Origin of the sequence: Streptomyces sp. SM18 (assembly GCF_002910775.2) — a bacterium.
Taxonomy (GTDB): Bacteria; Actinomycetota; Actinomycetes; order Streptomycetales; family Streptomycetaceae; genus Streptomyces; species Streptomyces halstedii.
Genome location: NZ_CP029342.1, coordinates 4,303,642 through 4,327,010, shown reverse-complemented (window position 1 = coordinate 4,327,010; position 23,369 = coordinate 4,303,642). Strand labels below are relative to the sequence as shown.

21 protein-coding genes, 1 tRNA gene and 3 pseudogenes are annotated in these 23,369 nt (G+C 71.2%); 9 read left to right on the top strand and 16 right to left on the bottom strand.

The window, feature by feature from the left end; genetic code table 11:
• Positions 1-67: 67 nt before the first annotated feature.
• Positions 68-844, top strand: a pseudogene (locus tag B9S64_RS19665) (GntR family transcriptional regulator); the annotation flags it as partial.
• Here the strand turns inward: B9S64_RS19665 and B9S64_RS19660 are convergent.
• Positions 828-1,345 (bottom strand): annotated as a pseudogene (locus B9S64_RS19660) (XRE family transcriptional regulator); the annotation flags it as partial. The pseudogenes B9S64_RS19665 and B9S64_RS19660 sit on opposite strands and share 17 nt — an antisense overlap.
• A gap of 125 nt (positions 1,346-1,470) precedes the next feature.
• On the opposite strand from B9S64_RS19660, the pseudogene B9S64_RS19655 reads away from it, so the two are divergent.
• Both B9S64_RS19655 and B9S64_RS19650 read left to right on the top strand, forming a co-directional pair.
• Positions 1,471-2,591: pseudogene (locus B9S64_RS19655) on the top strand (IS630 family transposase).
• Positions 2,592-2,618: 27 nt separating this feature from the next.
• Entirely contained in the window at positions 2,619-3,179 is a 561-nt protein-coding gene (locus tag B9S64_RS19650) for a histidine phosphatase family protein (protein ID WP_103492046.1), read from the top strand.
• Positions 3,180-3,729: 550 nt separating this feature from the next.
• On the opposite strand, the gene B9S64_RS19640 is transcribed toward B9S64_RS19650, so the two are convergent.
• Positions 3,730-3,811, bottom strand: a tRNA-Tyr gene (locus B9S64_RS19640).
• A gap of 165 nt (positions 3,812-3,976) precedes the next feature.
• On the opposite strand from B9S64_RS19640, the gene B9S64_RS19635 reads away from it, so the two are divergent.
• From B9S64_RS19635 to B9S64_RS19625, 3 genes are all read left to right on the top strand, one after another.
• The gene (locus B9S64_RS19635) at positions 3,977-4,465 is read left to right on the top strand and encodes a YajQ family cyclic di-GMP-binding protein (protein WP_028439282.1); all 489 of its coding nucleotides are present in this window, start codon (positions 3,977-3,979) and stop codon (positions 4,463-4,465) included.
• Positions 4,466-4,826: 361 nt separating this feature from the next.
• The gene (locus B9S64_RS19630; protein WP_181012340.1) at positions 4,827-5,339 is read left to right on the top strand and encodes a methylated-DNA--[protein]-cysteine S-methyltransferase; all 513 of its coding nucleotides are present in this window, start codon (positions 4,827-4,829) and stop codon (positions 5,337-5,339) included.
• Positions 5,340-5,550: 211 nt separating this feature from the next.
• Positions 5,551-6,195, top strand: a complete 645-nt coding sequence (locus B9S64_RS19625; protein WP_093675328.1) for an alpha-ketoglutarate-dependent dioxygenase AlkB — start codon at positions 5,551-5,553, stop codon at positions 6,193-6,195.
• A 17-nt stretch (positions 6,196-6,212) separates the two neighbouring features.
• On the opposite strand, the gene B9S64_RS19620 is transcribed toward B9S64_RS19625, so the two are convergent.
• From B9S64_RS19620 to B9S64_RS19555, 14 genes are all read right to left on the bottom strand, one after another.
• Complete coding sequence (locus B9S64_RS19620; RefSeq protein WP_103492045.1) at positions 6,213-6,485, bottom strand: GlsB/YeaQ/YmgE family stress response membrane protein; 273 nt, start codon at positions 6,483-6,485, stop codon at positions 6,213-6,215.
• Positions 6,486-6,563: 78 nt separating this feature from the next.
• Complete coding sequence (locus B9S64_RS19615; protein ID WP_028439286.1) at positions 6,564-6,956, bottom strand: YccF domain-containing protein; 393 nt, start codon at positions 6,954-6,956, stop codon at positions 6,564-6,566.
• Complete coding sequence (gene htpX, locus B9S64_RS19610) at positions 6,953-7,816, bottom strand: zinc metalloprotease HtpX (RefSeq protein ID WP_103492044.1); 864 nt, start codon at positions 7,814-7,816, stop codon at positions 6,953-6,955. The genes B9S64_RS19615 and htpX overlap by 4 nt, the downstream gene beginning before the upstream one ends.
• 210 nt (positions 7,817-8,026) lie before the next feature.
• A complete protein-coding gene (mscL, locus tag B9S64_RS19605) occupies positions 8,027-8,500 on the bottom strand; it encodes a large conductance mechanosensitive channel protein MscL (RefSeq protein WP_103492043.1) in 474 nt (157 codons plus the stop codon).
• 92 nt (positions 8,501-8,592) lie between these two features.
• Entirely contained in the window at positions 8,593-10,128 is a 1,536-nt protein-coding gene (locus tag B9S64_RS19600; RefSeq protein WP_103492042.1) for an NADH-quinone oxidoreductase subunit N, read from the bottom strand.
• Positions 10,125-11,726 carry a NuoM family protein gene (locus tag B9S64_RS19595; RefSeq protein WP_103492041.1) on the bottom strand — a complete coding sequence of 534 codons (1,602 nt, stop codon included), beginning with the start codon at positions 11,724-11,726 and terminating at the stop codon, positions 10,125-10,127. The genes B9S64_RS19600 and B9S64_RS19595 overlap by 4 nt, the downstream gene beginning before the upstream one ends.
• Positions 11,727-11,753: 27 nt before the next feature.
• Positions 11,754-13,754, bottom strand: a complete 2,001-nt coding sequence (locus B9S64_RS19590; protein ID WP_103492040.1) for an NADH-quinone oxidoreductase subunit L — start codon at positions 13,752-13,754, stop codon at positions 11,754-11,756.
• Positions 13,751-14,179 (bottom strand): NADH-quinone oxidoreductase subunit NuoK, encoded by a 429-nt coding sequence (gene nuoK / locus B9S64_RS19585; protein WP_103492039.1) that lies wholly within the window; start codon positions 14,177-14,179, stop codon positions 13,751-13,753. Before nuoK ends, B9S64_RS19590 begins: the two co-directional genes overlap by 4 nt.
• A complete protein-coding gene (locus B9S64_RS19580; RefSeq protein WP_258037913.1) occupies positions 14,179-14,859 on the bottom strand; it encodes an NADH-quinone oxidoreductase subunit J in 681 nt (226 codons plus the stop codon). The genes nuoK and B9S64_RS19580 overlap by 1 nt, the downstream gene beginning before the upstream one ends.
• On the bottom strand, positions 14,856-15,626 hold the full coding sequence (locus B9S64_RS19575; RefSeq protein ID WP_103492038.1) for an NADH-quinone oxidoreductase subunit I: 771 nt from the start codon (positions 15,624-15,626) through the stop codon (positions 14,856-14,858). The genes B9S64_RS19580 and B9S64_RS19575 overlap by 4 nt, the downstream gene beginning before the upstream one ends.
• Positions 15,626-16,594, bottom strand: a complete 969-nt coding sequence (locus tag B9S64_RS19570) for a complex I subunit 1 family protein (protein WP_103492037.1) — start codon at positions 16,592-16,594, stop codon at positions 15,626-15,628. Before B9S64_RS19570 ends, B9S64_RS19575 begins: the two co-directional genes overlap by 1 nt.
• Positions 16,591-18,030, bottom strand: coding sequence for an NADH-quinone oxidoreductase subunit C (locus B9S64_RS19565; protein ID WP_109492074.1), 1,440 nt, complete (start codon positions 18,028-18,030; stop codon positions 16,591-16,593). The genes B9S64_RS19570 and B9S64_RS19565 overlap by 4 nt, the downstream gene beginning before the upstream one ends.
• Positions 18,027-18,665 carry an NADH-quinone oxidoreductase subunit B gene (locus B9S64_RS19560; RefSeq protein ID WP_103490621.1) on the bottom strand — a complete coding sequence of 213 codons (639 nt, stop codon included), beginning with the start codon at positions 18,663-18,665 and terminating at the stop codon, positions 18,027-18,029. The genes B9S64_RS19565 and B9S64_RS19560 overlap by 4 nt, the downstream gene beginning before the upstream one ends.
• Positions 18,656-19,057: an NADH-quinone oxidoreductase subunit A gene (locus tag B9S64_RS19555; RefSeq protein WP_028439297.1), complete on the bottom strand. Its 402-nt coding sequence runs from the start codon at positions 19,055-19,057 to the stop codon at positions 18,656-18,658. The genes B9S64_RS19560 and B9S64_RS19555 overlap by 10 nt, the downstream gene beginning before the upstream one ends.
• Positions 19,058-19,420: 363 nt before the next feature.
• Here B9S64_RS19555 and B9S64_RS19550 point away from each other — a divergent pair, with 363 nt between their 5' ends.
• The 3 genes from B9S64_RS19550 to B9S64_RS19540 all read left to right on the top strand — a co-directional run bounded on the left by B9S64_RS19550 (position 19,421) and on the right by B9S64_RS19540 (position 23,097).
• On the top strand, positions 19,421-20,617 hold the full coding sequence (locus B9S64_RS19550; RefSeq protein ID WP_103490620.1) for a sensor histidine kinase: 1,197 nt from the start codon (positions 19,421-19,423) through the stop codon (positions 20,615-20,617).
• A 212-nt stretch (positions 20,618-20,829) separates the two neighbouring features.
• On the top strand, positions 20,830-22,191 hold the full coding sequence (locus B9S64_RS19545) for a sensor histidine kinase (protein WP_103490619.1): 1,362 nt from the start codon (positions 20,830-20,832) through the stop codon (positions 22,189-22,191).
• Positions 22,192-22,437: 246 nt separating this feature from the next.
• Entirely contained in the window at positions 22,438-23,097 is a 660-nt protein-coding gene (locus B9S64_RS19540; RefSeq protein WP_103490627.1) for a response regulator transcription factor, read from the top strand.
• The last annotated feature ends 272 nt before the right edge of the window (positions 23,098-23,369 follow it).

The following is a 23,369-nucleotide window of genomic DNA, read 5'->3' as shown; positions in this document are numbered from 1 at the left end:
GTTCGCTAGCGGAGTCCGCTAAGCTGGTGCGCACCATGCCAGAATGGAGAGTACTGCGCGAATGTGACCCAAAACGACCAAGGTCTACGAAACACTTCACACCCGGCTCGCGTCACGCGAGTTCGCTCCCAGAGACAAACTCCCCCTCAGAACGTGCGCTTGTGGAAGAAATCGGTATCGGCCGCACGGCACTGCGCCAGGTGCTTGCCCGCCTTGTGACTGAAGGTAAATTGGAGGTGCGAGGGCGAAGCTCGTACCGGGTACCCCGGCACAGTTAATGTCCAGCGCCCGGAAGGGGTGGAGCTCTGGCACATCCACGGTGAGCGCGACATCTATGACAACCGCTGGGTAAAGCTGCAACTCTGGAACGTGGAACCGCCCGGCGTGCAACCCTTCGAGCATCACGTGGTAAGGCTTCACCACGTAGCCATCACAGCCGCACTGGACGACCAGGATCGCGTTCTCATGATCTGGCGATATCGCTTCGTCCCTCAACAGTTCGGGGGGGAGCTACCAGGCGGCATCGTCGATGCTGACGAAAAGCCGGCGGACACGGCCGTAAGGGAAGTCATCGAAGACACTGGCTGGCGGCCGAATTCGCTGGAACACGTTATGACCTATCAGCCCATGGTTGGCATGGTCGACTCGCCCCATGAAATCTTCGTGGGCCATGGAGCAGAACGACCCGTCCGACCTCGAAGAGGCTGGGCATATCGAATGGACCCCACCAGCCGACGTCCTGGGGCTCATGGCCCGTGGTGAGCTGATGGGGTCCGGCACCCTCGTTGCCCTGCTGCATATCCTGGCCACTCGGTCCAGGCGAGGCGCTACAACCTCACGCTGAGCATGTCGACGCGACGGCGTTGCCGCACCGAACCGGTGCGGCTCGCCAGCAGACGGGCCTGTCGCAGGTGAGTCTGCGCGTCGCCGTACTCGGCACCGGTGAGGTGCGCCTGCGCCAGGTCGGCGTGCATTCCAGCCCTGGCCCGCACGAAGGTCGGGTCCATTTCTTCCAGCGCCCCATACAGGCTAGTGACCGCCTCGCTGCTGTCTCCGAGCAGGCCAATACGTTGCCCCGCCACCGCGCGAGATGAACTCCATTCAAAAAGATGCTCCGCAGATCCGGATCTCGCTCCTCGGACCCGGACGGGATGCTGGATAGTGCGGCCTCCAACGCGCGGTGGCAAGCATCTGGCATGCCGGCATGAGCGCACATCTCTGCCTCAGTGGCATATAGCCATGCCCGGAGCCTGACCGAACCCGCTTGGCCGACCGTGCATTGAGCATCCCGCACCAGGTCAAGACCGAGTCGGGGCCGCGAGGCCTCACAGAGCACGTATGCCTGCGCCAGTCTGCCTGTTCATGGTGCGGAGCAACATCTGTCTAGTGCTGTGACCGCATAGGTTCGCCGGGTTGGTGGTCGGGGCGGTTGGATGTGTGGTGACGTCCGATCCGACCGCTGGGGGTGCGGTGGCTGAGCCTGTCCGTGTGCGCAGACTGACCGATCAAGAGGGACAGAAACTGCAGCAGGTTGTGCGCCGGGGCAGCACCAGTGCCATGCGCTACCGGCGCGCGATGCTGCTGCTGGCCTCGGCTGGCGGGAATCGGGTCCCGGTGATCCCCCAGCTGGTGCAGGCCGACGAGGATACCGTCCGCGAAGTGATCCACCGGTTCAACGAGATCGGCCTGGCCTGCCTGGACCCTCGGTGGGCGGGAGGCCGTCCCCGCCTGCTCAGTCCTGACGACGAGGACTTCGTCATCAAGACGGCCACCACTCGACCGACCAAGCTCGGCCAGCCCTTCACCCGCTGGTCGATCCGCAAACAGGCCGCTTACCTGCGCAAAGTCCACGGCCGGGTCATCCGCATCGGACGCGAGGCCTTACGCAGGCTGCGCGCCCGACGCGGCGTCACCTTCCAACACGCCAAGAAGGAAGGAGTCACCGGACCCCGACCGTGACACGAAGCTGGACCGGATCGAGGAGGTCCTGGAACGCTTCCCCGACCGGGTCTTCGCCTTCGACGAGTCCGGCCCCCTCGGCATCCGACCCACCGGCGGCTCGGGCTGGGCCCCCGGCGGCCACCCCGAGCGGCACCCCGCGACCTGCCACCGCACCCACGGGATCCGGTACTTCCACGGCTGCTACTCGATCGGCGACGACACCCTGTGGGGCGTCAACCGCCGCAAGAAGGGCGCGGCGAACACCCTGGCCGTGCTGAAGTCCATCCGGGCCGCCCGCCCCGACGGCGCCCCGATCTACGCGATCATGGACAACCTGTCCGCCCACAAGGGCGAGAAGATCCGGAGCTGGGCGAGGAAGCACCGGGTCGAGCTGTGCTTCACCCCGATCTATGCCTCGTGGGCGAACCCGATCAAGGCCCACTTCGGGCCGCTGCGACAGTTCACCATCGCCAACTCGAACCACCGCAACCACACCGTCCAGACCCGGGCCCTGCACGCCTACCCGCGCTGGCACAACACCAACGCCCCCCCACCTCGAAGTCCTCCCCGCCCAACGCCGCGAACGAGCGCGCATCCGCAGCGAGAAGGACCTGCGCTGGGGAGGCCGACCACTCACCGAAGCAGCCTGACCCGCCCCGGCAAGCAGGAGACCCGCGATGGCAGTAGAGATCGTCTACGAGACGCACGCCACCACCACCGACAACGAGGCGGGCATCGCCACCGGCTGGCTCCCCGGCAAGCTCTCGGAACTCGGCCGCTGTCAGGCCGCGGAACTCGGCGAACGCCGACGCGCTGGCGACTTTGCCGCGGTGTTCACCTCCGACCTCCACCGAGCTGTGGAGACGGCCCGGATCGCGTTCCCCGACGGCACGCCCTCGATCCGCCAGGACACCCGACTGCGCGAGTGCAACTACGGGGACCTCAACGGGACCCCTGTCGCCCGCATTGCCGCCCAGCGGGCTCACCGCATCGACGAACCTTTCCCCGGCGGTCAGAGCTACCGCCAGGTCCTCGCAGTCACCGCCGTGTTTCTGTACGACCTGGCCACGCGCTGGGACGGCGGCCGGATCCTGGTGATCGCCCACTCGGCCAACCGATGGGCCCTGGACTGCCTGCTCGCCGGCGCCTCGTTGGAAGACCTCGTCGAAGCCCCACCCGCCTGGCGCCCGGGCTGGCACTACATGCTTCCCGCTGGCTGGACCCCGTCGCCCCGGTAAACCCTCCCGGTCACAGCGCTAGGCACCCTGCTCCGATGGCACGTGGTCACCCACTGAGTGGCCCCAGACGGGCGATTCCTCCGTAAGCAGCGTAGTGGGCCGATCCAGGACACCTGTCACGACAAGGTATGGGCAGGCGTCAGAGCCCGCACGCGAGCCCTGACGCCTGCCCAGCGGGAGTTCGGCCCTGGCTAAGCGGCCGCGTGACCTGCATCACGCGACAGTCTTGACCTGGCTCAGCTCCGGTGTGGAGTCTCAGGTGGTCGCTCAGCGCGCCGGCCACAGCGTGGCCGTACTGTTCCGCGTCTGCGCCAAGTGTCTGGACGGTGCTGCGGCGACAGCGAACGCCCTGATCGAAGCGACGCTGCGAGCGGTCGGTAGCCGCCGAACGTGCCCCACGCCTGCCCCACACAAGCCGATCAAGGGTGGATTCAGGTGAGACAAGGCGAGAAACGCGGGCCGATCAGCGCGGCCCCTCGTCACACTTGCACACACGCAGAAACCCCGTCCGACCTGCGGTGAAGCAGATCGGACGGGGTTTCCCGTCCTGTGGCGGCGCCAGGATTCGAACCTGGGAAGGCTGAGCCGGCAGATTTACAGTCTGCTCCCTTTGGCCACTCGGGCACACCGCCTGGAACGACGCGTCGGAATCCTGTTCGGGGGCTCCTTGGCGACGACGTAAACGATACCTGATGCCCAGGGGTGCTCCGCCACCGGATTGATCAGTGCTCGGGGCGGGCGGGGATGGCTAGGCTTTGTGCCGTACCCAACGCATACGACGCAAGGAGCCACACGTCATGGCCGACTCCAGTTTCGACATCGTCTCGAAGGTCGAGCGGCAGGAGGTCGACAACGCCCTCAACCAGGCCGCCAAGGAGATCTCCCAGCGCTACGACTTCAAGGGCACGGGCGCCTCGATCTCGTGGTCCGGCGAGAAGATCCTCATGGAGGCGAACGGCGAGGAGCGGGTCAAGGCGATCCTCGACATCTTCCAGTCCAAGCTGGTCAAGCGCGGGATCTCCCTGAAGTCGCTGGACGCGGGCGAGCCGCAGCTGTCCGGCAAGGAGTACAAGATCTTCGCGACGATCGAGGAGGGCATCTCCCAGGAGAACGCCAAGAAGGTGGCGAAGATCATCCGCGATGAGGGCCCGAAGGGCGTCAAGGCGCAGGTCCAGGGCGAGGAGCTGCGGGTCAGCTCGAAGAGCCGGGACGACCTCCAGACCGTCCAGGCGCTGCTGAAGGAGAAGGACCTGGACTTCGCGGTGCAGTTCGTCAACTACCGGTAGGTGGTCCGCTGCCGTGTGCAGCGGGTGAAGGCGGGGCGGGGCGTGCCGAGGAGTACGCCCCGTCCCGCCTTCGTGTCGGGGCGGGGTGGGCCCACCAGACGCTTCCGTCCTGCGGGCCGCCCCGCCGTCCGTACGCGGGGCTCACTGGTTCGAGGTGTGCCGCCCGTCTCCGTGCATGATGTCCGAATTCCGCCGGTGCGGCGCGGACGCGGGCCGCAGACTCGTAGGTACGAGGGCGCGTTCCGGGAGACAGGATCGTGCTTACCGGACGCGTCCCGGGAGACAGGATCGTGCCTACCGGACGCTTCCGAGAACGGACCGTACGCACCGGACGCGGCCGGAGGAGTGGAGAGGGTGACGGATGATGACCACGCTGTACGCGAGGGTCGGCAGTCCGCTGGGCGAGCTGCTGCTCGCCGGTGAGGAGCGGGCCGGCAGCGGGGTGGCGCTGGCCTCGTTGTCGCTGCCGGGCCAGAAGGGGGCCGCGGTCGTCGGGGACGGCTGGCGGTACGCCCCGGAGGCGTTCGCCGGTGTCGAGAGGCAGTTGGCGGCGTACTTCGAGGGCCGTCTGACGCGTTTCGACATCGCGTACGCGGACGGCTCGGGCACGGAGTTCCAGCGGCGGGTCTGGGCGGCCCTGGACACCGTTCCGTACGGGGAGACCGTCTCGTACGGGCAGATCGCCGCGCGGGTGGGTGCCACGGGCGCCGGGGTGCGGGCCGTGGGCACCGCGATCGGGCGCAACCCGCTGCTGGTCGTGCGGCCGTGCCACCGGGTGATCGGCGCGGACGGGTCGCTACGGGGCTACGCGGGCGGCGTGGAGCGCAAGGAACGGCTGCTGGGGCTGGAGGGCGCCCTGGCGGTACGGGGCTGAGATGGCCGGGCCGAAGAACGGTGGACACGACGGCCCGCCCGACGGCTTCGGGCGCGGTGCCCCGGGCCCGTCCAACGGCCTCGGACGCGACGTCTCGGGCCCGCCCGACGGCCTCGGACACGGTGCTCCGGGCCCATCCGACGGCTTCGGGCGCGGTGCCCCGGGCCCGTCCAAGGGCCTCGCACACGACGCCCCGGACCCGCCCGACGCCCTGTTCCCGCGCCCCCGGAGCGTCGTCGCCCCCGGGGCGGTCCATGTGCCCGGGTGGCTGCCCCCGGAGCGCCAACGGGAGCTGGTGGAGGCCTGTCGGGAGTGGGCGCGGGGGCCCGTGCCGTTGCGGAACACCGTGCTGCCCGGGGGCGGGGTGATGTCGGTGCGGACGGTCTGCCTGGGGTGGCACTGGCAGCCGTACCGCTACACGCGTACGGCCGACGACGTGAACGGGGCGCGGGTCGCGGCCTTCCCGGAGTGGCTGGCCGCCTGGGGGCGGTCCGCGGTGGCCGAGGCGTACGGGGACCCGGCGGCGGCCGAGGCGTACGCGCCGGACACCGCGCTGGTGAACTTCTACGACGGCGCCGCGCGGATGGGCATGCACCAGGACCGTGAGGAGCGTTCGGACGCTCCCGTGGTGTCGCTGAGCCTCGGCGACACCTGTGTGTTCCGCTTCGGGAACACGCGTGACCGGGGGCGGCCGTACACGGATGTGGAGCTGGCCTCGGGCGATCTGTTCGTCTTCGGCGGCCCGTCGCGGTACGCGTTCCACGGGGTGACGCGGGTCTTCGGCGGAACGGCCGGTCCCGCGTCGGGGATGCGGGCCGGCCGGTTGAACCTGACGTTGCGTGAGACGGGGTTGTGAGGGGTGGGCGGCTCCGGTCAGCGTCGGTCGCGGGAGTTGCCGAGGAGCAGCCGGTACACGATGAGCAGGATCAGCGATCCGGCGATGGCCGCGATCCAGGTCGCCGTGTCGTAGAAGTCGTTGCTGATGGGCCGGTCCAGGAAGCGGGACGACAGCCAGCCGCCGAGGAACGCGCCCACGATGCCGATGAGCGTGGTGCCCACGATGCCGCCCGGGTCCCGCCCCGGCAGCAAGATCTTGGCTATCGCGCCTGCCAGCAGTCCCAGAATGATCCAGCTGATGATGCCCATGGTTGCCTACCTACCCATCGCTCGGTCCTGCAAGCCAAGACGCGTGCGATGGGCGGTCCGGTTGCCAGGTGGGCGGTCCTACCTGGTGGCGAACGGCTGGTCGGTGGGCACGATCTCCTTGCCGAAGGGCATCAGGGAGACCGGGATCATCTTGAAGTTGGCGAAGCCCAGCGGGATGCCGATGATCGTCACGCACAGGGCGATGCCGGTGAAGATGTGGCCCAGGGCGAGCCACCAGCCGGCCAGGATCACCCAGAGGACGTTCCCGATGAGTGACGCGCCGCCCGCGTCCCGGCGGTCGACGACCGTGTGGCCGAAGGGCCACAGGGCGTAGACGCCGATGCGGAACGCCGCGATCCCGAAGGGGATGCCGATGATCGTGATGCACAGGAGGACGCCTGCGGCGAGGTAGCCGAGGAACAGCCAGAAGCCGCTGAGGACGAGCCATATGACGTTCAGGATTGTCTTCACGGTCGATAGCCTGCCATCTGCTCGAGCCGTGCGATGCGTTCCGCCATGGGCGGATGGGTGGAGAACATCTTGGAGAGCCCCGGGCCGGGACGGAACGGGTTCGCGATCATCATGTGACTCGCGGTCTCGATCCTCGGCTCGGGCGGGAGCGGAAGCCGCTTGGTGCCCGCGTCGAGCTTGCGCAGGGCACCGGCGAGGGCGAGCGGGTCGCCGGTGAGCTGGGCCCCGGAGGCGTCGGCCTCGTACTCGCGGGAACGGCTGACCGCGAGCTGGATGACGGAGGCGGCGAGCGGTCCGAGGATCATCACGAGCAGCATGCCCACGATGCCGGGTCCCTCGTCGTCGTTGGACCGGCCCACCGGGATGAGCCACGCGAAGTTCACCAGGAACATCACGACGGAGGCGAGGGCGCCGGCCACGGACGAGATGAGGATGTCGCGGTTGTAGACGTGGCTGAGCTCGTGTCCCAGGACCCCGCGCAGCTCGCGCTCGTCGAGGATCTGGAGGATGCCTTCGGTGCAGCACACGGCGGCGTTGCGCGGGTTACGGCCGGTGGCGAAGGCGTTGGGCGCCTGCGTCGGGGAGATGTAGAGCCGGGGCATGGGCTGGCGGGCCGCGGTCGAGAGCTCGCGGACGATGCGGTACAGCTGGGGGGCCTGGAACTCGCTCACGGGGCGGGCCCGCATGGCCCTGAGCGCGAGCTTGTCGCTGTTCCAGTACGCGTAGGCGTTGGTGCCGACCGCGACGAACAGGGCCACGATCAGACCGGTGCGTCCGAAGACGCTGCCGATGACGATGATGAGGGCGGACAGGCCCCCGAGAAGTACAGCGGTTTTCAGCCCGTTGTGCCGGCGGTGCACGGTACGCCCTCCAAGTGGTGCAGCAGGGGAACCCTTGCTCGGTGGTGCTCCACTCCCCCAGTGGAGCCTCCCGTACTGGTCAACGCGAGGCGGCGGGAGCTAGTTCCCTTGTGCCGGGCGGGCGCCCGGGGGCACGGCGAAGGGGCGGATCCGGCCGGATCCGCCCCTGGGCCGTGCGAGTGGTGCGCCCCCCGCGCGCCGTCCCCCCGGTCAGCGCCTGACGGGCTGCGTGGGCAGGCCCGCCAGGGCACGGGCTTCGCTGTCCGGCTCGACCTCGCTGGTGCAGTGGGCGCACCGGGAGGCGATGGCGGGGATCTCCGTGTAGCAGAAGGGGCAGTCCCGCAGGGCCGCCTTGATGTCGGCCTCCTTCTCCTCCTCCTTGGCCGTGAAGCGGTTCTGGACCTTGGCCATGGGCACCACGACGAGGAAGTAGAGCACCGCGGCGGTGATGAGGAAGGCGATGGCGGCACTGATGAACAGGCCGTAGGGGAACTCCACGCCGTCGAGGGTGAAGGTGGCCTTGCTGAAGTCGCCGGTGCCCCGGGTGAAGAGCCCGATCAACGGCACGATGAAGGCGTTGCTGAAGCCGGTGACGACGGCGGTGAACGCGGCTCCCACGGCGAGGCCGATGGCCATGGAGATGACGTTTCCGCGCAGGATGAAGTCCTTGAACCCGTTCAGCACCGCTCCGGCTCCTCTGTGGTCTCTTCAGGTGACGACGTGCAGCCAGAACCATGCCCTGTGCGTGGGGCGGGGGGCAAACCCGTCCAGGGCGCTCAGAAGAGGCTGACGGCGGCGAAGCGCAGGACGAGCTGGGGTGCTCCGGAGAGTGCCACCCCGGCGACGGCGGTGAGGGCGATCGCCGTGGTGAGCGGCGCCGGGACCCGGTGCGGGCGGGGCGCTGCGGGCTGTTCGTCGCCGGTCGCGGGCTCCGGGGAGCGGAAGAGATCGGCCGTCCACCGAAGGTAGTAGTACAACGCGATCACCACGTTGACGGCCATGACGACGGCGAGCCAGCCGAGTCCGGCGTCGACGGCCGCCGAGAAGACGGTGACCTTGGCGAAGAGCCCGATGATCCCGGGCGGCAGACCGGCCAGGCAGAGCAGGAAGAAGGCCAGGGTGAGGGCGGCCAGGGGCCGGGTGGCGTAGAGGCCCCGGTAGTCGTCGAGGCGGTTGCCGGGGCGGGTCCGGGCGACGAGGGCGGCCACGGAGAAGGCGCCGAGGTTCACGACGGCGTACATGAGGGCGTAGGCGACGGTCGAGCCGATCTGCTCGTCGCTGGAGTACGCGGCGGCGGCGATCGGGACGAGGAGGTATCCGGCCTGCCCCACGGACGACCAGGCCAGGAGGCGTACGGCGCCGCGCGCGCGGGTGGGGCTCTGCCGGAGGGCCGCGACGTTGCCGACCGTCATGGTGAGGGCGGCGAGGACGGCGAGCGCGGGGCCCCAGACGTCGGCGTACGAGGGGAAGCCGACCACGGTGACCAGGATCAGCCCGGAGAAGCCGACCGCCTTGCCGACGACCGAGAGGTAGGCGGCGATGGGCAGCGGCGCGCCGACGTAGGTGTCGGGGACCCAGAAGTGGAAGGGGGCCGCGGCCGTCTTGAAGGCGAACCCGACCAGGGTCAGCACGACGCCCGCTCCGGCGAGGGTGCCGAGCTGTTCCGGTACGTCGTCGAGGCGGCCGGCGATCTCGGTGAGGTGCATGGTGCCGGTGGTGGCGTAGACGAAGCTGACGCCCAGGAGCATGACGGCGGTGGAGACCACCGAGGAGAGGAAGAACTTCAGGGCCGCCTCGGAGGAGCGCCGGTCGCCGCGTTTGATGCCGACGAGGGCGAAGGCGGGCAGCGAGGCCACTTCGAGGGCGACGACGAGGGTGGCGAGGTCGCGGGCGGCGGGCAGGAGGGTGGCCCCGGCGGCGGAGGCCAGCAGGAGGAACCAGAACTCCCCCGCCGGCAGCCTGCGGGTGTCGCCGAGGGAGAGCAGGGCGGTGAGGAGCGCTCCGCCGAGCACGAGGGCCTGGATGACGAGGGCGAAGTGGTCGGCGGTGTAACCGCACGCCTGGACGTCGCCGGTGAGGCAGAAGGTGGAGCGGTCGCCGGCGCGCAGCGGTACGAGGAAGGCGAGGGCGACGACGAGCGCGGCGACGGTCACGTGGCCGAGGAGCGGCTTGCGCCGTTCGTCGGCGAAGAGGTCGGCGACGAGCACCGCGAGGGCGGCCACCGCGACGACGACGGGGGGCGCGATCGCGAGCCAGTCGACGGACTGGACGAGGCTCGCCGCCCCGGTTGCGCTGCCGGCTGCCACGATCACGACTTGCCTCCTGCGAGGAGCTTCTGCACGGCCGGGTCGGTGAGGCCGAGGAGGACGGCGGGCCAGAGTCCGGCGAGGACGGTGAGGGCGGCGAGCGGGGTCCAGGCGGCGAACTCGTAGCCCCGGACGTCGGCGACCGGCTGCGGGAGGCCGCCGGTCCCGTGACCGGTGGACAGGCCTTCGGCCTTGTCGCCGGGGGTGGCGCGGGGGTCGCCCATGCAGACGCGGCGTACGACGATCAGCAGGTACGCGGCGGTGAGCAGGGTCCCGAAGGCGCCGATGGACATGAAGGTGAGGAAGGCGGGACGGCTGAGCCCTTCGGCGGGGTCGAAGGCGCCGAAGAGCGTGAGCATCTCGCCCCAGAACCCGGCGAGTCCGGGAAGCCCGAGCGAGGCGACGGCGGCGAAGGCGAGGAGGCCGCCGAGGCGTGGGGCGCGGCCGTAGAGCGCGGCGCCGGTGGCGCCGGAGAGGGTGTCGAGGTCGGCCGTTCCGTAGCGGTCCTTGACGGCGCCGACCAGGAAGAACAGCAGGCCGGTGATGAGGCCGTGGGCGATGTTGGCGAAGAGGGCGCCGTTCACGCCGGTGGGGGTCATGGTGGCGATGCCGAGGAGGACGAAGCCCATGTGGCCGACGGAGGAGTACGCGATCAGCCGCTTGAGGTCGCCCTTGGCGCCGGGGCGGGCCAGGGCGAGGCAGGCGAGGGATCCGTAGACGATGCCGACGACGGCGAACGCGGCGAGGTAGGGGGCGAAGGTCCGCATTCCGTCCGGGGCGACGGGGAGGAGGATGCGGACGAAGCCGTACGTGCCCATCTTCAGCAGGACCCCGGCCAGGAGCACCGAGCCGACGGTGGGGGCGGCGGTGTGGGCGTCGGGGAGCCAGCTGTGCAGCGGCCACATCGGGGTCTTCACGGCGAGCCCGACACCGATCGCCAGTACCGCGATGACCTGCACGGACGTGGTGAGGCCCCGGCCGTTGTCAGTGGCGAGTGCCACCATGTCGAAGGTGCCGCTCTTCAGCCCGACGAGGAGCAGGCCCAGCAGCATGACGACGGAGCCGAGCAGGGTGTAGAGGACGAACTTCCAGGCGGCGGGCTGCCTGCCCTCGCCGCCCCAGCGGGCGATGAGGAAGTACATCGGGATGAGGACCATCTCGAAGGCCAGGAAGAACAGCATCAGGTCGAGGACGGCGAAGGTGGCGAGGGTGCCGGACTCCAGGACGAGGACGAGGGCGACGAAGCCCTTCGCTGAGGGGCCCGCGGGGGGCTTGAAGTAGCTGTAGAGCGCGCAGAGGAAGGTCAGCAGCGCGGTGAGGACGAGAAGGGGGAGCGAGATGCCGTCGGTGCCGAGGTGGATCCGCACGTCCAGTGCGGGGATCCACCTGATGTCGGTGGTCGCCTGCATCGTCGAGGGGTGGTCGTGGTCGAAGCCCGCGACGAGCACGAGGGCGGCGGCGAGGACGACACCGGTGACGGTCACGCCGTGGCGGAGCACGGCCTGGTCGGGGTTCTTGCCCTTGAGGCCGGGCGGGGCGGGCAGGAGCGCGGCGACGGCGCCGAGGAGCGGTGCGGCGACGACGAACGCCAGAAGGAACTGCATCACGGACGCACTGATATCGAACACGGCTCACGCCCCGGCGTAGACGTTGGCAAAGACGACGGCGGCGATCGCCAGGACAAGGGTTCCGCCGAGCAGCGCGCCGAGGTAGGTCTGCACGTTGCCGGTCTGGGCGCGGCGTACCAGGGTGCCGAGTCCCCGGGCGGTGCCGGCCGCGCCGCGTACGTAGGTGTCGACGACCTCGCGGTCCAGGAAGCGGACGAGGCGGGCGGCGGCCTGGACGGGGCGGACGAAGGCCGCCGTGTACAGGGCGTCCAGGTGGAAGCCGCTGACCGCGTGGCGGTGGAGGGGGCCGAGCAGGAGGCGTCCGGGGTCCGTGGGGTCGGGGGCGCCCGCGATGGTGCCGTAGGCGGCGGTGTGCGAGGTGATCGCCTCGGCCTCCACGAGGGCGGGTTCGGCGTGCGGGTGTGCGGCGACCGCGCCGACCGGGGGGCGGGTGGCGAGCGCGGTGGTGTGGCGCCAGGCCCCGTAGGTGACGAGTCCGCCGACGAGTCCGACGCCGGTGGACAGGACGGCGGTCGCCAGGGAGGGGGTGAGGGAGTGTCCGTCGAACCAGTCGCCCAGGACACCCACGGCGAGCCCGAAGGCGATCGTGGGCACGGCGAGGATCCAGAGGACAGAGGTCATCGCGGCGGGCTGCCTGCCGTGGTCGGGGGCCGCGGGGCCGCGGCCGCGGAAGGCCAGGAGCCAGAGGCGGGTGGCGTACGCGGCGGTGAGGACGGCGGCGATCAGTCCGGCGACGAGGACCGTCCAGCCGGCGGCGGCCGGGGCGACGTGGCGGTCGCCGAAGGCGGTGTGCTCGGCGGCGACGAGGACGGCTTCCTTGGAGAAGAAGCCGGCGAACGGGGGGATGGCGGCGAGCGCGAGGAGGGCGACGGTCATCGTCCAGCAGGCGTCGGGGATGCGCTTGGCGAGGCCGCCCATGCGGGACATGGCGGCGAGTGAGTTGGTGCCGGCCGCGTGGATGACGACGCCCGCCGCGAGGAAGAGGACGGCCTTGAAGGCTCCGTGGGAGAGGAGGTGGAAGACGGCGGCCCCCCGGTCGCCGACGGCCAGGGCGCCGGACATGTAGCCGAGCTGACCGATGGTCGAGTAGGCGAGGACGCGTTTGATGTCGTCCTGGGCGAGGGCGGCGAGTCCGGACCCGATCATCGTGACGGCGGCCATCACGGCGAGGACGACGAGCGCGGCGGCGGAGGCCGCGAAGACGGGGAGGAGGCGGGCCACGAAGTAGATGCCGGCGGCGACCATCGTCGCGGCGTGGATCAGCGCGGAGACGGGCGTGGGGCCGGCCATCGCGTCGGGCAGCCAGGTGTGCAGCGGGAACTGGGCGGACTTCCCGGCGACGCCCGCGAGAAGCAGCAGGGCGATGAGAGTGGGGTGGTCGAGTCCGCCGTGGGCGACGGCGGCGAGGATCTTGGTGATCCGGAAGCTGCCGGTGTCAGCGGCGAGGGCGAACAGGCCGATGAGGAACGGCACGTCACCGAGCTTGGTGACGAGGAAGGCCTTGAGGGACGCAGCCCGTGCCTCGGGCGTCTCCCAGTAGTGGCCGACCAGGAAGTACGAGCAGATGCCCATGATCTCCCAGCCGACCAGGAGCACCATCAGGTCGCCGGAGTAGACGACGAGCAGCATCGCGGAGGTGAAGAGGGAGACGAGGGCCGCGTAGGAGGGGTAGCGGACGTCGTCCTTGAGATACGCCGTCGAGTAGATCTGTACGCAGGTGGCGACGAGGGCGACGAGGACGGCGACGAGGACGGCGAAGCCGTCGAGGTGCAGGGCGAGGTCGATCGGGACGGAGCCGGTCGGGGTGAGCTGGGTGGCCGCGTCGATGGCCCGGCCGCCGCCCTGCCGCGCGGCGACGACGGCCGCGAGGACCAGCGCGGCCAGCGGCGGCAGGACGGCGAGGGGCCGTACGAAGCCGGGGGCGGTCCGTCCGAGGAGGAGACCGGCCGCGGCGCCCAGGAAGGGGAGGAGGGGGACAAGGACGGCGAGGGTCGTGGTGGTCACGCGGTGGCCTCTGCCTTCTGTGCCTTCCCTGCCGGAGCAGTGGCCTGGTCTGCGGTGGCGCGGGCGCCGTCCGTGGCGTCGTCGGCGTCCGCGTCGTCCGGGAGCGCTTCGGCGTCGTCGGTCTCGGCGGTGTCGCGAAGACGGTCGACGTCGGAGGTGCCGCGGTTGCGGTGGACGGCCAGGACGATGGCGAGGCCGATGCCGATCTCGGCGGCGGCGACGGCGATGGTGAAGAGGGTGAGCGCCTGACCGGAGTGGAGGGTGTCGCGGAGCCAGACGTCGAAGGCGACCAGGTTGAGGTTGACGGCGTTGAGCATCAGCTCGACGGACATCAGGACGAGGATCGTGTTGCGGCGGGCGAGGACGCCGTACAGCCCGGTGCAGAAGAGGAGGGCGGCGAGCACGGCGGGATAGGCGAGGTGCATCAGCGCTTGTCCTCTCGGGTCACGTCGTCGTTGCTGGTCGCGTCGTCGTTGCGGGTCGCGTCGTCGTTCCGGGTCCCGGGGTCGTCTCCGGTCGTGGTCCGGCGGGGGGCGGGCCGACGGGTCGTGGGGGCGGCGTCCCTGACGTTCTTGCGGGAGAGGACGATCGCGCCGACGAGGGCGGCGAGCAGCAGGACCGAGAGCGCTTCGAAGGGCAGCACCCAGTGCTGGAAGAGGAAGGCGCCGGTCACGTCCGTGGAGCCCTGGGCCGGGCCGTCCAGGTCGATCCAGGTCGCCCGGAAGGCGTCCACGACGACCCAGACGAGGGCGGCGGCCGAGGTGGCGGCCACGCCGAGGGCGACCCATCGGTTGCCGGAGTCGGCGTCCGGGGATCGGCCTATGGGCGCCCGGGTGAGCATGAGTCCGAAGAGGAGGAGGACGACGATGGAGCCGACGTAGATCAGCACCTGCACCCAGGCGATGAACTCGGCCGTGAGCAGGAGGTACTCGACGGCCAGACCACCGAGTGCCACCACGAGCCAGAGGGCCGCGTGCACGAGCTGCTTGGTCGTGACGGTGATGACCGCCGCGCCGAGGGTGGCGATGCCGACCAGGAGGAAGGCGATCTCGACCCCGGTCGGAGAGAGGAAGCCGGGATGTCCGGCGGCCGCTGCGAGGTTCACGGCTGGCCCCCTCGGTCCGAACCGGGCCCCGGTCGGCCCTCGCCGCCCTGGTCCTCGTCGGCCTGGCGGCCTTCGGGGGTCTGGTCCTCGTCGGCCCGTCGGCCTTCGGGGGTCTGGTCCTCGCCGGCGCGTCGGCCTTCGGCGGCCTGGTCCTCGACGGGTCGTTGGGCTCCGGCGGCCTGTTGGGCCTCGGCGGCCTGGCGCGCTTCGGCCTCTTCGGCGGCCCGCTGGGCCTCCGCCTCTTCCGCGGCCCGGAGTTTGTCGGCCGTCTTGCGGGCGGCGGCGAACTCCTTGGGTTCCTCGCTCCCCGGGTCGAGCGCGGGCGGTTCCGGCACGGTCCACATCCACTCGCGGAGCTTGTCGCGCTCGTGGGTGAGCTCGTGGATGTCCGTCTCCGCGTACTCGAACTCCGGTGACCAGAACAACGCGTCGAAGGGGCACACCTCGATGCAGATACCGCAGTACATGCAGAGGGCGAAGTCGATCGCGAAGCGGTCCAGCACGTTGCGGCTGCGCTCACGGCCACCGGGGGCCGCCGGGGGCACGGTCTCCTTGTGGGAGTCGATGTAGATGCACCAGTCGGGGCACTCGCGGGCGCAGAGCATGCAGACGGTGCAGTTCTCCTCGAACAGTCCGATGACCCCGCGGGTGCGGGGCGGCAGCTCGGGCTGGACGTCGGGGTACTGGGCGGTGACCGTGCGCTTCGTCATGGTCCGCAGGGTCACGGCCAGACCCTTGGCCAGGCCTGAGCCGGGGATCGGGGGCACTAGTTGATCGCCACCTTCACGATGCCGGTGAGCGCGATCTGCGCGAGGGCGAGGGGGATGAGCGTGGTCCAGGCGAGCTTCTGCAACTGGTCCTCGCGCAGCCGGGGATAGGTCACACGCAGCCAGATGACGACGAACGCGAGCACGGCGGCCTTGAGGAGCGTCCAGACCCAGCCGAGGCCGTCGGCGCCGAACGGGCCGTGCCAACCGCCTAGGAAGAGGACGGTGGTCAGGCCGCACAGGACGACGATCCCGGCGTATTCGGAGAGCAGGAACAGGGCGAACCGCAGCCCCGTGTACTCGGTGTACGCCCCGAAGATGATCTCGGAGTCGGCGACCGGCATGTCGAAGGGCGGCCGCTGGAGTTCGGCGAGGCCCGCCACGAAGAAGACGAGCGCGCCGATGATCTGCCAGGGCAGCCACCACCACTCGAAGGCGTCCAGGATGCCGGTCAGCGAGACCGTGCCCGCCGCCATCGCCACGGACGCCGCCGCGAGCAGCATGGGCAGTTCGTACGCGAGGAGTTGCGCTGCGGTGCGCAGACCGCCGAGCAGGGAGTACTTGTTGGCCGATGCCCAGCCCGCCATCAGCGAGCCGAGTACGCCGATGCCCATGACGGCGAGCACGAAGAAGATGCCCGCGTCCACGACCTGGCCGACGGCTCCGTCACCGGGGCCGACCGGGATGGCGACGAGCACGAGGAGGTACGGCAGGAGGGCGACGGCCGGGGCCAGTTGGAAGACCCGCCGGTCGGCCGCGGCCGGGACGATGTCCTCCTTCTGCGCGAACTTCACCCCGTCCGCGACGAGCTGCGCCCAGCCGTGGAACCCGCCCGCGTACATGGGGCCCAGGCGGCCCTGCATATGGGCCATCACCTTGTGCTCGGTCTGCCCCACGACGAGCGGGGCGACCAGGAAGACGACGAAGACGATGAGGAGCCGGAGGGCGACGTCGAGTACGTCGTTCACGCGGTATCGCCTCCGGCGGGACGGTCGGTTCGGGGTTCGGGGGCCTCGGTCCCGGCTCCGGCGTCGGTGTTGTCGGTTCCGGCTCCGGTGTCAGGGTCGGCTCCGGGGTCGGTTCCGGCTCCGGGGTCGGTTCCGGCTCCGGCGTCGGTCCCGTCCTCACCGGCGGGCTGCCGCGGTTCCGGATCGGTGTCTGCCTTCGTGGGACCCGGTTCGGTGTCCGCCTTCGTGGGGCCCGGGGCGTCCGGCATCGGGGACGGCGTGTCGTCGAAGGCGGGGCGGGCGTGGTGCCAGGGGGCGTCGGAGCCGCGCGCGGGGCGGGCCTGCCGGGTGGGCCGGGACGCGGTGGTCTCCGCGTCGGCGCCGGTACCGTCGCCCGGCGCGGGCTCGACGGGCGGTGCGGGCTCGACGCCCGGCGCGGGCTCGACGGGCGGTGCGGGCTCGTCGCCCGGCGCGGGCTCGACGGGCGGTGCGGGCGGCGTGGCCTCCGCCCCGGACTCCGTCCCAGACTCCGTCTCCGCCCCGGTCTCCGTCTCCGTCCCCGCGTCGGAGGGTGCGGGAGCCGGCGGGGCGGTCTGGCTGGCCGAGCCCTGCGAGGCGCTGCGGTTACGGCGCGGACGTGCGGCCCGAGGGGCCTCGGGCCCGTCCGGCGCCCGCGTCACCGCATCCGTGGCCCCGGCCGCGCCGGAAACCTCAGGTGCCGGAGCGGAAGCCGCGCCCGGGGACTCCGCGCCCGGGGACTCCGGCGTCGCGGCGCGCTGGGCGGCCGAGCCCTCGCTCGCGCTGCGGGCACGGCGTACGGGGCGGTCGCCCGCCGCGCGGGCCGCTCGGGCCGGACGGCTGGGCGCGGGCGGGAGCTGCCCCTTCAGCGGCCCCCATTCGTTCGGGTCGGGCACACCCGGCGGCAGCATCGTGCGCCGCTTGGGCCCGCCGTGTTCGGACTCGCCCGGCTCCTTCGCGCCCGGCCAGGCCTTCGCGACCCGGGCAGCCAGGACGAAGTCCTTCCGCAGCGGGTGCCCCTCGAAGCCCTCCGGCAACAGCAGCGGGACCAGATGCGGATGGTCCTCGAAGCCGATGCCGAACATCTCGTGGGTCTCACGCTCGTGCCAGGCGGCGCCCGCGTAGACGCCCACGGCGCTCGGCAGGGTGGCCGCCTCGTGCGGAACCGTCGTACGGACGAGCAGGCGCCGCACCGTGCCCTCGCCCAGGGCGGCGACATGGGCGCAGACACGGAAGCCGGTGCCCGGTTCGTCCACCGCGCTCAGCCAGTCGAAATAGGTGCAGCCCAGGGCGGACCGGGCCGTCTCCAGGGCGGCGGTCCAGCCCGTGGCGGGGACGTCGACGGTCAGCAGGTCGTAGGCGTACGCGGCCGTGGCCTCCGGGCCGAAGACGTCGGTGACGGCGTCCGGCAGCCGGTCGTACGCGTCGGCGGTGCTCACTGCTCGCTCTCCTCCCCCGGCGCCTTCGGGGCGGCGACGAGGCCGCTGCGCAGGGCCTCGGCCGAGGGGCGGGGCGTGGTGCCGGTCCCGTACCGCCCGGCGAGCGATTCGCGGGCGATCTTCTCCTGGAGCTTCAGGATGCCCTGGAGCAGCGCCTCCGGCCGGGGCGGGCAGCCCGGTACGTACACGTCGACCGGGATGATCTGGTCGACGCCCTTGGTCACGGAGTACGAATCCCAGTAGGGGCCACCGCAGTTGGAGCAGGCGCCGAAGGAGATGACGTACTTGGGTTCGGGCATCTGCTCGTACAGCCGCTTCACGGCCGGGGCCATCTTGTCCGTCACCGTGCCGGAGACGACCATCAGGTCGGCCTGCCGGGGGCCGGGTGCGAACGGGATGACACCCATGCGCATGAAGTCGTGCCGGGACATGGAGGCCGCGATGAACTCGATGGCGCAGCAGGCGAGTCCGAAGTTGAAGACCCAGAGGCTGTAGCGGCGGCCCCAGTTGAGGACGACCTTCATCGGTTCGGGCGCGAGCCGGGAGAGCACGCCGAGCTTCTTCGGCTCGGGCGGCAGCGTCGGGTCGGGCAGCGGAACGGGGGGTTGCGGGTCCGGCCGGCTCGTCACGCCCATGCGAGGACGCCCTTCTTCCATGCGTAGAGCAGTCCCACGGCCAGGAAACCGAGGAAGATGAACATCTCCACCAGCGTCGTCGCCCCGTATCCGGGCGCCGCGAACACGGTGGCCCAGGGGAACAGGAAGATGGAGTCGACGGCGAAGATCACGTACAGGAAGGCGTAGACGTAGTAGCGGACCTGGGTGTGGGCCCAGCCCTCCCCCACGGGGTCCACGCCACATTCGTAGGTGAGCAGTTTCTCCGGCGTCGGGACCACCGGCCGCAGCAGCCGGCCGGCGCCGAAGGCGACGGCGACGAACAGCACGCCGACCACGGCGAGCAGTCCGACCACCGCGTAGCTCTGGAAGTAGTCCGACGCGAGAACGGTCGGTTCCGGCACGTCCGCCACGTCCGCCCCTCGCTCCCTCACCCTGTTCGACGCTCCGTACGCACGGGAGTCTAGGCCCTGCCCACCACCCCCGTTTCGCTTCGGGGTGGTTGGTCCGGTCCGGTGCGGCCCCGGCCGCCGGTACCGGCCTCCGGCCGCACGGCCCCGGAAGTCCGCCGGCCGCCGTACGGGAGCACCGGCCGGCGGGGGGAGGGGTTACCGGCAGGCGTCGCACGCCGGGGCCACCACGCCGCGCGCCACGGGCGGTTCGGCGGTCGCCCCTGGTGGGGCGGGTACGGGACGGGGCCGGGGTGGGGTTATCCCTACCGCGCGCCCCCCACGTACCCCATGGCGTGCGGGCGTGCGGCCCGGCAGGCTGGTCCCATGACCATGAGCCCTCCTCCGCCCGACACCGACCGGCCGCCGCCCGCGCGCCTCGCCTTCGACCGGTGGACGTGGAAGGAGATCGCGTATCTGCTCGTCAACCTCCCGACGGCGATCGCCGGGTTCGTCTATGCGGTGTTCCTGATCGGGGTGGGCACGGGGCTGTCCGTCACGGTGATCGGCCTGCCGCTGCTCGCGCTGGGGCTGCGTGGTGCGCGCGGCTTCGGCCGGATGGAGCGGAGCCGGGCCCGCGCGATGCTGGGGGTGCGGATCGACGAGCCGAGCCCGATGCGACTCGGCCGCCAGGACCGGGGCTTCTTCTCCTGGCTGTGGTCCCAGCTCAAGGACCCGGTCGGCTGGCGGGCGTTGCTGTACGCGTTCATCCGGCTGCCCTGGGGGGTGGTGACGTTCACGGTGGTGCTGGTGGGCCTGTTCGTCCTCTGGCCGGTCCTCCCCTACATCGCGCGTGGGATGGCGAACGCGGACCGGGCGATGGTGCGGGGGCTGCTCTCGCCCTCCGACGAGCTGGAGCGGCGCATCGCCGAGCTGGAGTCGGACCGGGGTGTGGTGGTGGACACCGCCGCCGCCGACCTCCGCCGCATCGAACGCGACCTCCACGACGGAGCACAGGCCCGCCTCGTCGCCCTCGCCATGGACCTCGGACTCGCCAAGGAAAAACTCACCGCCGACCCCGAAGCCGCCGCCCGCATGGTCGACGAAGCCCACGGCGAGGTCAAAGTCGCCCTCCAGGAACTCCGCGACCTCGCCCGGGGCATCCACCCCGCCGTCCTCACCGACCGCGGCCTCGACGCCGCACTCTCCGCCATCGCCTCCCGCTGCACCGTCCCCGTCACCGTCGAGGTCGGGCTGTCCGCCCGCCCGGCGGAGGCGATCGAGGGGATCGCCTACTTCACCGTGTCCGAGCTGCTCCAGAACGTCAGCAAGCACTCCCGGGCCCGTCAGGCGTCGGTCGAGGTGTGGCGCTCCGGTGACCGGCTGCTGATCCAGGTCAGCGACGACGGGGCGGGCGGTGCCCGGCTGGACGGCGGTACCGGCATGTCGGGACTGGCGGAACGCCTGGGGGCCGTGGACGGGCTGTTCGTCCTGGACTCCCCGGTGGGCGGGCCCACCACGGTCACCGCGGAACTGCCCTGGCGGGACCGTACGGACACCCCGGCGAAGCCCGCCCGGCCCTGAGCACCGACACCCCGGCGAAGCCCGCCCGGCCCTGAGCACGGACACACCGGAGAAGCCCGCCCGGCCCCGGACCGCCCCCTCCGTGGCACCGGGGTGGGGAAAACCCCCGGCCGGATACGGATACCGCCCTCATGGTGCGCAAACGCGCCGCACAGCACTCTTGGGGTATCGGCCGCGGGAAGTCTCCCGCCAGGAAGAAACGGACGCCACTCATGGCCACGGCATACGGAGCGGACACCCGGGACCAGTACGGTTCCGCCGGCTCGGGGGGCCGTCCCCCGGCCCGTCCGGCGAAGCACTTCCTTCCGGCGGCGCTGCGCGCGCCCTTCGAGGCCCGCACCTGGCGTGAGCTGGCCTATCTGCTGCTGAGCGTGCCGGTCAGCGTGGTGATGTTCAGTTTCGCGATCACCATGGTGTCCCTGGGCGCGGGCATGCTGATCACCTTCCTCGGCGTTCCGATCCTCGCCGCCGGGCTGGCCATGTGCCGTGGATTCGGCATGCTGGAGCGGGCGCGGGCCCGGGGGCTGCTGCACCTGGACGTGGCGGAGCCGGCCCCCGCGCGCGGCCGGACGGACGGGCTGATGTCCTGGGTGGGCGCGATGCTGAAGAGCGGCGTGTCCTGGCGCCATCTGCTCTACGCGGTCCTGCACTTCCCGTGGGCCGTGTTCGCGTTCCCCGTCGCGGTGACGTTCTGGGCGACCGGCTGGGCGGCGTTCACCTACCCGCTGTGGCGCTGGGTGTTCCCGACGTACGTGGGCGTCGGCGGCATCCAGCTGTACGGCGACGACAGCCACCAGGTCTACCTCGACTCCCCCTTCGAGCTGGCGGTGACCAGCGCCGTCGGCCTGGCCCTCGTGCTGGTCACCCCGTGGATCGTGCGGGCGCTGGCCTCGGTGGACCGGCTGCTGGTGCTCGGTCTGCTGGGCCCGTCCCGGCTGGCCACCCGGGTCTCCGAGCTGGAGTCGGACCGGGGGGTCGTGGTGGACACCGCCGCCGCCGACCTCCGCCGCATCGAACGCGACCTCCACGACGGAGCACAGGCCCGCCTCGTCGCCCTCGCCATGGACCTCGGACTCGCCAAGGAAAAACTCACCGCCGACCCCGAAGCCGCCGCCCGCATGGTCGACGAAGCCCACGGCGAGGTCAAAGTCGCCCTCCAGGAACTCCGCGACCTCGCCCGGGGCATCCACCCCGCCGTCCTCACCGACCGCGGCCTCGACGCCGCACTCTCCGCCATCGCCTCCCGCTGCACCGTCCCCGTCACCGTCGAGGTGGATCTGGACTCCAGGCCCGCCCAGGCGATCGAGGGCATCGCGTACTTCACGGTGTCGGAGCTGCTCCAGAACGTCAGCAAGCACTCCCGGGCCACCCGGGCCACCGTGGACGTGTGGCGTGCGGCGGACCGGCTGATGCTCCAGGTCACCGACAACGGCCGGGGCGGGGCCGACGCCTCCTCGGGCAGCGGTCTGGCCGGGCTCGCCGAGCGGCTGGACGCGGTGGACGGTGTGCTCGTGGTCGAGTCCCCGGCCGGCGGCCCGACGACGGTCACCGCCGAACTGCCCTGGCGCGGCTGACCTGGCCGCCCGGCCGCGACCCGTGGTGCCCCGACCGCCGTCCCGGCGGGCCGGGGCACCGCGCGCTGCCGCCGGGCGGAAGGATTCCCGGTACGTACCGTTCGGGCGCGGATCCTGGGATGCTGGACGTCCCCGGGGCGGGCCCCGGCGGCGTCCGAGGCGCCGCCGTGTGCGGGCCGGCCGGCCGACACACCGGGGCAGCCGATCGATCTCAACAGTGGGGGAAACAGCGTCGTGGAGGACAGGGTGCGGGTCGTCATCGCCGAGGATTCGGTACTGCTTCGGGAGGGACTCACCCGGCTGCTGACCGATCTCGGGCACGACGTCGTGGCGGGGGTGGGGGACGGCGAGGCGCTGATCAAGACGGTGGGCGACCTCGCGGGGCGGGGTGAGCTGCCGGACGTGGTGGTCGCCGACGTACGGATGCCGCCGACCCACACCGACGAGGGGGTGCGGGCCGCGGTGCGGCTGCGGAAGGACCATCCGCAGATCGGGGTGCTGGTGCTCTCCCAGTACGTGGAGGAGCGGTACGCCACCGAGCTGCTGGCCGGCAGCAGCCGGGGGGTGGGCTATCTGCTGAAGGACCGGGTGGCCGAGGTCCGGGAGTTCGTGGACGCCGTGGTGCGGGTCGCCCAGGGCGGGACGGCCCTGGACCCCGAGGTGGTGGCGCAGCTTCTGGGCCGCAGTCGCAAGCAGGACGTGCTGGCGGGGCTCACGCCGCGCGAGCGGGAGGTCCTCGGTCTGATGGCCGAGGGGCGGACTAATTCGGCGGTCGCCAAACAGCTGGTGGTGAGCGACGGGGCCGTGGAGAAGCACGTCAGCAACATCTTCCTGAAACTGGGCCTGTCACCGAGCGTGGGTGATCACCGGCGCGTTCTCGCGGTGCTCACCTATCTGAACTCCTAAGGGCTGTCCCGTAATCCCTGGCGGGCGCACGACGACAGCTACGGCACCTCGCCGCGTTGTCGGAACGCCCGAATACATCCAGTATGCGGACGTCCCTCCGCCTTGCGATGCACCGCATCTGACGCCGCACGCTGATCCACCACGGATGACGGGACAGCCCTCAGGGAGAACCGGAAGGCGGGATTCCAGGGCGGGACCTAGGTCGAAAGGCCGAGAGGCCGGATGTTTATCCCGAAGGCGGCGGCGCCGGTGACATGCGACGGAACCCGAAA